This is a genomic window from Streptomyces prasinopilosus (assembly GCF_001419695.1).
Classification (GTDB): Bacteria; Actinomycetota; Actinomycetes; order Streptomycetales; family Streptomycetaceae; genus Streptomyces; species Streptomyces prasinopilosus.
Genome location: NZ_LIRG01000525.1, coordinates 1 through 7,404, shown reverse-complemented (window position 1 = coordinate 7,404; position 7,404 = coordinate 1). Strand labels below are relative to the sequence as shown.

The window sequence follows — 7,404 nt, the reverse complement described above, 5'->3', positions numbered from 1 at the left end:
GATCCGCCGGAACCACCGGATCGGCGGAAACGGCCGAAGCCGCCGAAGGCGCGGTGGTGGCGAACACAGGGGGAGCGGTCGCCGCGACCGGGCCGGCCGCCGTCCCCGCGACGACCGCGGCCACCACCGCGACGACCGCCGCAGCCACCGCAACTGAGCTTTCCGCCCCGGGGTGTTCGCCGGAACCGGCCACGGTGACGTGATGTCACCGGTCCGGTCCCCGGAGGCGGGGCCGGCCGAAGTGCGGCTTATCGCCGCATCCATGGCGAACGATCCCATGGTGATTTGTCGACAAGCCCGGTCCGTACCCACTCCGGCGATAACGATTCCACGTCGGATCAGGTCTCCGACCTGATCACCGGCGGGCGCGGTTCGCGGCGTACTTAGGATTCCGGGCATGGCTCCCGGGGTTCTCGGGGCCGGTGATTCTGCTGGTGGGACCCGCCCCCCACGTCAACGGGCCCCGCTCGGAAGGGAAATCGGTGTTTGCTGCGTCCTCTGGATTCTCCGCGTCGTCCGCACGTGGGCTCGGACCGGTGAGACGTCTCGCCGCCGGAACGCTGGTGTCCGGGTTCCTCGCCGCCGGTGTGCTGACCGGCACCGGGACGGCGGTGGCCGACGACGGGACGACGCGCGGTGAGAGCGGGGCGGCCGCGACCGTGGAGGGCCTGAAGACGTACGGCGAGGCCGTGATCCGCGACGCCGCCGGGGACCAGCAGGTGTCGGCGGGGCTGTTCGAGATGTCCGTCGAGGGCGGCGGCATGCTCCAGACCTACTGCGTGGACATCCACACCCCCACGCAGACGGACGCCGAATACCACGAGACCGACTGGAGCGGGACCTCCCTGGGGGCCAACGAGGACGCCGGCCGGATCCACTGGATCCTGCGGAACTCCTACCCCCAGGTGAACGACCTCGCGGCGCTCGCCGACCGGGCGGGCGTCCGGGGCGAGCTGACCGAGCAGGACGCGGCGGCCGGTACGCAGGTGGCGATCTGGCGCTACTCCGACGGCGTGGACGTGGACGCCGTCGACCCCCAGGCGGAGCAGCTCGCCGACTACCTGGAGAAGAACGCGCGCGACCGGGCGGAGCCGCAGGCGTCGCTCACCCTGGACCCGCCGGCCGTCTCCGGACGCCCCGGTGAGCTGCTGGGCCCGGTGACGGTGCGTACGGACGCGCGCAGCGTGACGATGTCGCCGCCGGCGGACACCGCCGCGAGCGGGGTGCGGGTCCTGGACGCGGACGGCCTGCCGGTCATCAGCGCGGTGGACGGCACCGAGGTGTTCTTCGAGATACCCGAGGACGCGCCCGAGGGCACGGTCCAGGTGACCGCCCAGGCCTCGACCACGGTGCCGGTCGGCCGGGCGTTCGCCGCGGAGAGCCGCAGCCAGACGCAGATCCTGGCCGGCTCCAGCACCTCGACGGTCTCCGCGACGGCGAGCGCGACGTGGGCGGAGCAGGGCGCGATCCCGGCGATGACCGCCCGCAAGAACTGCGCCGAGGGCGGCGTCGACGTCATCACCGCCAACCAGGACGACGAGCCCTTCACCTTCGAGGTGGCCGGGCGCGAGTACACCGTGAAGCCGGGCGGGACCCGCACGGTGACGGTTCCGGTGGCCGAGGACCGGACGTACGACTTCACGGTCCTGGGCGCGGACGGCTTCGAGAAGCGGTTCACCGGCATGCTCGACTGCAGGACCAAGGCCGCCGAAACCGGCGCCGACGTCCACACCCTGAGCGGCCCCAGCCCCGCCCCCGTGGTCGCCGGGACCGCCGCCGGCGTCAACCTCGCCGCCACCGGCGCCTCCAGCGTCGCCCCCTGGATCGTCGGCACCGCCATCACCCTGGTCGTCCTCGGCGGAGCGGCCCTGGTCGTCACCCGGCAGCGCGAGGCGGGCCGCGGCAACTGACGCGGCCGTCCGGCGCGCCCGCCGGACGGGACCGTGAGCGGTGGCCTCTCCCGCGTCCCGCCCGGCGCGTCGGTTCCGTCCGGTACGCCGGTCCCGCCCGGCGCGTCGGTGGAGGCCGCGGGCCGCTCCGGGCAGGACCTGCGGACAGGACCCCGGAGAGGGCTTCCGGGAGAGTTTTCCGGGAGGGCTTCTGCGAGGGACGGACCGGGGTGACCGCGGGGCGTCGTCCCGGCGGTGCCGGACGTGCCGTGCGGCTGCGCGGGGAGCGGTTCAGACGATCAGGACCCGCCGCCCGCGCGTGTGTCCGGCCTGGCTTTCGATGTGCGCGGCCGCGGCCTCGGCGAGCGGGTACGACTTCTCGACCGGGATGCGCAGCCCTCCGCGCGCGAGGAGGCCGGTCGTCTCGGCGAGCGCTTCCGGCATGCTGCCGGCCGTGCCGGAGAACCGGACGCCGAACTCCGCGGTGGCGGGATCGGCGATGGAGACCACCCTGTGCGGGTCCCCGGTGAGATCGACGAGCTCGCGGAGCACGCTCGAACCGGCCAGGTCGAGCGCCGCGTCGACCCGGCCGAGCCGCCGCACCCGCTCGGCCCAGCCCTCCCCGTACGTCGTGGCGAGAGCGCCCAGGCTCCGCAGGTAGTCCTGGTTCGCGACCCCGGCCGTGCCGATCACCGTGATGCCGCGGTCGCGGGCGATCTGCAGCACCGCCGACCCGACTCCCCCGGAGGCACCGCTGACCAGCAGCGTCTGCCCGGGCCGCACACCGACCTCGCGGATGACGCGCAGCGCGGTCTCCATCACGGAGGGGTACCCGGCCGCCTCCTCGAACGTCAGGCCCCCGGGCATCCGGGCCCACGCCGACAGCACGGCGAACTCGGCATAGGTGCTCGTGCCCTCGCCGAACACGCGGTCGCCGACCTCCGCCCGCTCCGGGGCGACCCCTGCCCGAAGCCGCTCCACCGGCCTCGGGCCGTCGTCTGCCGCCGGTCCCGGCCGGGCCCGGGGGGTTACTCGGCGGGCAGAGCCTCCCGCATCGCCTTCGCGGTGGCGGTCGGGTCGTAGCCCTCCGGGACGCCTTCGACCAGGATGATGTCGCCCTCGATGTGCCGCGAGCGCAGCGGTGCGATCTCCTGGTACGCGGGTGAGTCCCACCAGGCCCGCGCCTCGGCGATCCCGGGGAAGCCGATCATCACGACGTGTCCGGGCCAGTCGCCCTCCTTCACCTCGTGCTGCGTGGCGTGCACGAGGAAGCGCCCGCCGTACGGCTCGAAGGTGGCGGGGATGCGCTCGATGTACTCGGCGATCTCCGGGTGCGGAGCGGCCTCTCGCAGGTGGGCTATGACGTAGGCGGGCATGGCGTCCTTCCGGTCGGTCGGGTTCCGTACGCCGGGAGCATGGCACGCCGGCGCACCGCGGTCGATGACCTGACGGGTGGGCCGGGACGGCGGCCGCAGGGCGCCGCCCCCGGTGACCGGCCGCGGCTCCCGGGAGGTGGGGGCCTGGGGCCGCCCTGTGGCCGGATCGCCCCCTTGTGTCCCCTTGGTGTGCGTGTCACACAGTGGGGGGCGGGCTGATCGGGCGGAGGGGGACGCGTGTCCGTGTCGGGTGCACGTGCGGTGGAGCCCTCGGGCTGGGCCGTCGAGCGGTTCGGGCGGCATGCCGGCGCGGTCGCCGCCGCCGTACCGGTACAACTGGCCGCGGCACACGCGAAGGTGCATGCCGCGCACCTCGCGGCGGGGCTGAAGAAGCGCAGTCCCTACGGCGTCACCCTCGCCGGGGCGGTGCGCGAGAACCTGGCGGAGACGGCCCGGGAGCTGGGGGAGTCCGTACGGGACGTGCGCGGGTACGAGTACGCGGTGATCAACGATCACGCACTCTTCCCCTTCAGGTACGCGGACAAGCCGAAGCCCTTCGACCGCGCCCGGTTGCCCGCCAACGTGTCGCCCACCCGCCGCCGGTTGTTCCAGGCGCACGGGCCGCAGCCGCCGGACACCCTGTTCGAGGTCGACGGCGGCCTGGCGACCGAGGAGTACCTGGGGCTGCGCGAAGCCTTCGAGGAGCTGGGAGCCTCCACCAGGCTCGTGTGCGTGTTCTTCACCGCGGACGCCGAGAACGGCATCCACGTCATCCACTGGGGAGAGGCCCACCTCGAACCCGACCGCACCTTCACCTGGCCCCACAGGGAACGGCTCCCGCTCGCTCCCGTGCCGCTCGGGTGACGGAAGGCGGCGCCGTCGATCGGTCACCCCGGACCCCGCCGGCGGAGACCTCGGCCGTACGGGACGCCCGGCACCGGCCGGTGACGACGGACGCCCCTCTCGATCAGCAGCGAAGCCCCAGCTCAGGGCCTCCTGGCGGAACGCGTTTCCTCCAAGGGGTGGCGGTGCGGCAAGACGGTTCCGCAGGGAGTAGTTGCGGGTGGCGCCCCACAGCCCGGAGAACCGGCATGACGGTGCCGGGCCGGCTGACTACGATGGTCCCGTGCCGGAAGACGATGGGTCTGGCCGCCTGGCTGGAGTCGAAGCGGTTGCTCACCAGCCCTGAGCGCCACATCGACACGTTGCGACGCCTGCTCGCCGAGGACGACGATGCGCTTCTGCTGTACGACTATGACCTGATCGGTGACCCGCAGACAGTCGCCGTCGTGAGAGCTCAGCAGCGCGCAGCGGGACAGCGCCGCCGTAGGCTGCGGCGGCTGGCAACGCGCCAGCGCTCTGCGAAGTGACATCAGCCGATGACATCAACGCCCCCGGACGGCAACGGACTGGAACGGCCACAGGGGCACCGCCGACCCTTGGCGTCGTGGGTGTGGAACAGACCGCACGGCCCGGCCAGCGAACGGGTGGAGCAGTGCTCAGCCTGGCGTGACGACGGCACGGATCCAGTCGGAGAGCACGGAGAGGTCGGCCTCCACGAGGCCTTTGACCGGGTCGACCCGGTGAAGCAGCGACGGGCCAGGATGGCTGGCGTCGACCCACAGGCGGTCCATGGTGTTGATCTCGTCGTCGACCCAGAGGAACGGCCGGCCGGCAGCCCACTCGACGAGAGGGCGGGTCTTCCAGTGCAGGCCGCGCGGGCCTTCGTCGGAGCAGGGGGCCGGCCACTCCACCACGGGCAGCCTGGGCAGTCCGATGCGTGGGGAGACGACTTCGTTCGCCTCTTCCATCCAGGTCGTCGCCCACACGAGATGGCAGCCCAGAGCCGTAAGGCGCGATCCGAGCCCGGGATCGAGCCGCCTCAGTAGTGGATTCCCCTGACCGGGAGACGGCGGGAAGTGGGCGGCAGCGGTCTGCGGGTGATCGGACGACGACCCGAACGGGATGAGCGGACCGTCCACGTCGAGGAAGAGGAGGGGGCGGCGTCCCGTCACGCTTGTCACCGAAGGCACGATAGCCCAGCGCGCTGGGGAAGGGGCGCCCTCGTCCCCGGGCCGTCTGTGGGCCGTGCGAGGGCGCCCGAGGCCGACCAACGGTGATCGGCAGTGACAGGTGAGCCGAAACCGACACCAGCGGAATCGCAGGTCAGAGCGCCCGTGCCGTACGCGTTTCCCCCTGGGGGTGGCGGTGCGGCAAGATGGGGTGTATCTGCCCACTGCCAGTTTCAAGCTGCCGGACGGTTTCTCTTGGCTGAGTTCATTTACACCATGCGCAAGGCGCGCAAAGCGCACGGCGACAAGGTGATCCTCGACGATGTCACCCTGAGCTTCTACCCGGGAGCGAAGATCGGTGTCGTCGGCCCGAACGGCGCCGGTAAGTCGACCGTTCTGAAGATCATGGCGGGGCTGGAGCAGCCGTCCAACGGCGACGCCTTCCTCACCCCCGGTTACACGGTGGGCATCCTGCTCCAGGAGCCCCCGCTGAACGAGGAGAAGACCGTCCTGGAGAACGTCCAGGAGGGTGTCGCCGAGGTCAAGGGCAAGCTCGACCGGTTCAACGAGATCGCCGAACAGATGGCGACCGAGTACACCGACGAGCTCATGGACGAGATGGGCAAGCTGCAGGAGCAGCTCGACCACGCCAACGCCTGGGACCTCGACGCCCAGCTCGAGCAGGCCATGGACGCCCTGGGCTGCCCGCCCGGCGACTGGCCCGTCGCGAACCTCTCCGGTGGTGAGAAGCGCCGCGTCGCGCTCTGCAAGCTGCTGCTCGAGGCGCCCGACCTGCTGCTCCTCGACGAGCCCACCAACCACCTCGACGCCGAGTCGGTGAACTGGCTGGAGCAGCACCTCGCCAAGTACGAGGGCACCGTCGTGGCCGTCACCCACGACCGGTACTTCCTGGACAACGTCGCCGGCTGGATCTGCGAGGTCGACCGCGGCCGCCTGCACGGCTACGAGGGCAACTACTCCAAGTACCTCGAGACCAAGGCCGCCCGCCTCAAGGTCGAGGGCGCCAAGGACGCGAAGCGGCAGAAGCGCCTCAAGGACGAGCTCGAGTGGGTCCGCTCCAACGCCAAGGGACGCCAGGCCAAGTCCAAGGCCCGTCTCGCCCGGTACGAGGAGATGGCCGCCGAGGCCGACAAGATGCGGAAGCTGGACTTCGAGGAGATCCAGATCCCGCCGGGCCCGCGCCTGGGCAGCATCGTCGTCGAGGTGAACAACCTCAGCAAGGGCTTCGACGAGAAGCTGCTGATCGACGACCTCAGCTTCACGCTGCCGCGCAACGGCATCGTCGGCATCATCGGCCCCAACGGCGCGGGCAAGACCACGCTGTTCAAGATGATCCAGGGCCTCGAGCAGCCCGACTCCGGGTCGATCAAGGTCGGCGACACCGTCAAGATCTCCTACGTGGACCAGAACCGCGCCAACATCGACCCCAAGAAGACGCTCTGGGCGGTCGTGTCGGACGAGCTCGACTACATCAACGTGGGCCAGGTCGAGATGCCCTCGCGGGCGTACGTCTCCGCCTTCGGCTTCAAGGGCCCGGACCAGCAGAAGCCGGCCGGTGTCCTCTCCGGCGGTGAGCGCAACCGGCTGAACCTCGCGCTCACCCTCAAGCAGGGCGGCAACCTGCTGCTCCTCGACGAACCGACCAACGACCTCGACGTCGAGACCCTCTCCAGCCTGGAGAACGCGCTGCTGGAGTTCCCCGGGTGCGCCGTGGTCATCTCCCACGACCGGTGGTTCCTGGACCGGGTCGCCACGCACATCCTCGCCTACGAGGGCGAGTCCAAGTGGTTCTGGTTCGAGGGCAACTTCGAGTCGTACGAGAAGAACAAGATCGAGCGGCTCGGACCGGACGCCGCGCGTCCGCACCGCGCCACCTACAAGAAGCTGACCCGGGGCTGATCTCTTGCGGCACATCTACCGCTGCCCGCTGCGCTGGGCGGACATGGACGCGTACGGCCACGTCAACAACGTGGTCTTCCTCAGCTACCTGGAGGAAGCCCGTATCGATTTCCTGTTCCGCCCGGACAAGGACTTCCAGCAGGGGTCCGTGGTGGCCCGCCACGAGATCGACTACAAGCGGCAGCTCGTCCACCGGCGCGCGCCGGT

At 71.2% G+C, this 7,404-nt stretch carries 8 protein-coding genes and 1 pseudogene; 5 read left to right on the top strand and 4 right to left on the bottom strand.

The features are described 5' to 3' along the window. Positions 1-193: hypothetical protein (locus tag AOK18_RS33640; protein WP_206281576.1), on the bottom strand; the 193-nt coding region annotated here is incomplete at its 3' end. A gap of 343 nt (positions 194-536) precedes the next feature. On the opposite strand from AOK18_RS33640, the gene AOK18_RS21120 reads away from it, so the two are divergent. Continuing rightward, positions 537-1,910, top strand: coding sequence for a Cys-Gln thioester bond-forming surface protein (locus AOK18_RS21120; protein ID WP_055695374.1), 1,374 nt, complete (start codon positions 537-539; stop codon positions 1,908-1,910). 270 nt (positions 1,911-2,180) lie between these two features. On the opposite strand, the pseudogene AOK18_RS21115 reads toward AOK18_RS21120, so the two are convergent. Further along, positions 2,181-2,834 (bottom strand): annotated as a pseudogene (locus tag AOK18_RS21115) (NADP-dependent oxidoreductase); the annotation flags it as partial. An 83-nt stretch (positions 2,835-2,917) separates the two neighbouring features. Continuing rightward, entirely contained in the window at positions 2,918-3,265 is a 348-nt protein-coding gene (locus AOK18_RS21110; protein WP_055695373.1) for a DUF1330 domain-containing protein, read from the bottom strand. Positions 3,266-3,508: 243 nt separating this feature from the next. On the opposite strand from AOK18_RS21110, the gene AOK18_RS21105 reads away from it, so the two are divergent. Continuing rightward, the gene (locus tag AOK18_RS21105) at positions 3,509-4,129 is read left to right on the top strand and encodes a hypothetical protein (protein WP_240503262.1); all 621 of its coding nucleotides are present in this window, start codon (positions 3,509-3,511) and stop codon (positions 4,127-4,129) included. Positions 4,130-4,356: 227 nt separating this feature from the next. Further along, the gene (locus tag AOK18_RS21100) at positions 4,357-4,635 is read left to right on the top strand and encodes a hypothetical protein (protein WP_055695371.1); all 279 of its coding nucleotides are present in this window, start codon (positions 4,357-4,359) and stop codon (positions 4,633-4,635) included. A gap of 129 nt (positions 4,636-4,764) precedes the next feature. Here the strand turns inward: AOK18_RS21100 and AOK18_RS21095 are convergent, their stop codons facing one another. After that, positions 4,765-5,289 (bottom strand): HAD domain-containing protein, encoded by a 525-nt coding sequence (locus AOK18_RS21095; protein WP_055695375.1) that lies wholly within the window; start codon positions 5,287-5,289, stop codon positions 4,765-4,767. 243 nt (positions 5,290-5,532) lie between these two features. Between AOK18_RS21095 and ettA the strand changes: the two genes are divergently transcribed. Together ettA and AOK18_RS21085 are read left to right on the top strand one after the other, a co-directional pair. Then, positions 5,533-7,197: an energy-dependent translational throttle protein EttA gene (ettA, locus tag AOK18_RS21090; protein WP_055574024.1), complete on the top strand. Its 1,665-nt coding sequence runs from the start codon at positions 5,533-5,535 to the stop codon at positions 7,195-7,197. Positions 7,198-7,201: 4 nt separating this feature from the next. Then, positions 7,202-7,404: acyl-CoA thioesterase (locus AOK18_RS21085; RefSeq protein WP_206281575.1), on the top strand; the 203-nt coding region annotated here is incomplete at its 3' end.